Origin of the sequence: Curtobacterium luteum (genome assembly GCF_001475545.1) — a bacterium.
GTDB lineage: Bacteria > Actinomycetota > Actinomycetes > Actinomycetales > Microbacteriaceae > Curtobacterium > Curtobacterium luteum_A.
This window is the reverse complement of sequence record NZ_LDQC01000191.1, coordinates 1-660: the sequence shown is the minus strand read 5'-3', so window position 1 is coordinate 660 and position 660 is coordinate 1. Positions and strand designations below refer to the sequence as shown.

General features: G+C 74.4%; 2 protein-coding genes. Both read left to right on the top strand.

Annotated features, from left to right (window positions below; genetic code table 11):
• A partial coding sequence (locus tag NS184_RS17115) for a biotin transporter BioY (protein WP_193750578.1) occupies positions 1-415 on the top strand: 415 nt, incomplete at its 5' end.
• An 82-nt stretch (positions 416-497) separates the two neighbouring features.
• Positions 498-660, top strand: a 163-nt coding sequence (locus tag NS184_RS17110; RefSeq protein WP_193750576.1) for a peptide-methionine (S)-S-oxide reductase, incomplete at its 3' end; no start/stop codon positions are given.

Below are 660 nucleotides of genomic sequence, written 5' to 3'. Positions count from 1 at the left end.
CGGTGCCCGCCGCGGCGCGCTGTCGATGGCCCTCTACGCGCTGCTCGGTCTCGCAGGGCTCCCCGTCTTCGCCGACGGCGCCGCCGGCCCCGGCGTGCTCGTGGGCCCCTCGGGCGGCTACATCGTCGGGTTCGTCGCCGCGGCCGCCGTCGTCGGCTGGGTCGCCGAACGCCTCGGCGACCGTCGCTTCACCGCCGCGCTGCTCTCCTTCGGGCTGGGCACCGTGGTCACGTTCGCGGTCGGGATGGTCTGGCTCGCGGTCTCGCTCGGCCTCGACCTGCAGCACACGCTGGAGTACGGCCTGTACCCCTTCGTCGTCGGGGGGATCGCGAAGGCGCTCGTCGGAGCGGGTGTCACCTCGCTCGGCTGGACGGCAGCCCTCCGTCGCCGGAGCACGCCGGGCACGATGGACTGAGCGCGGGAACAGTCGGCGGGTGCCGCCGGTTGCACCGGGTGATGCCGCAGCCAGCGGCAACGACGAAGCCCAGGAGGCCAGCATGACCACCACCGAGACCGCCATCCTCGCCGGCGGGTGCTTCTGGGGAGCGCAGCAGCTCCTCCGTCGCCGCCCGGGCGTCATCAGCACGCGCGTCGGCTACTCCGGCGGCGACACCCCGAACGCCACCTACCGGAACCACGGCGACCACGCCGAGGCCGTCG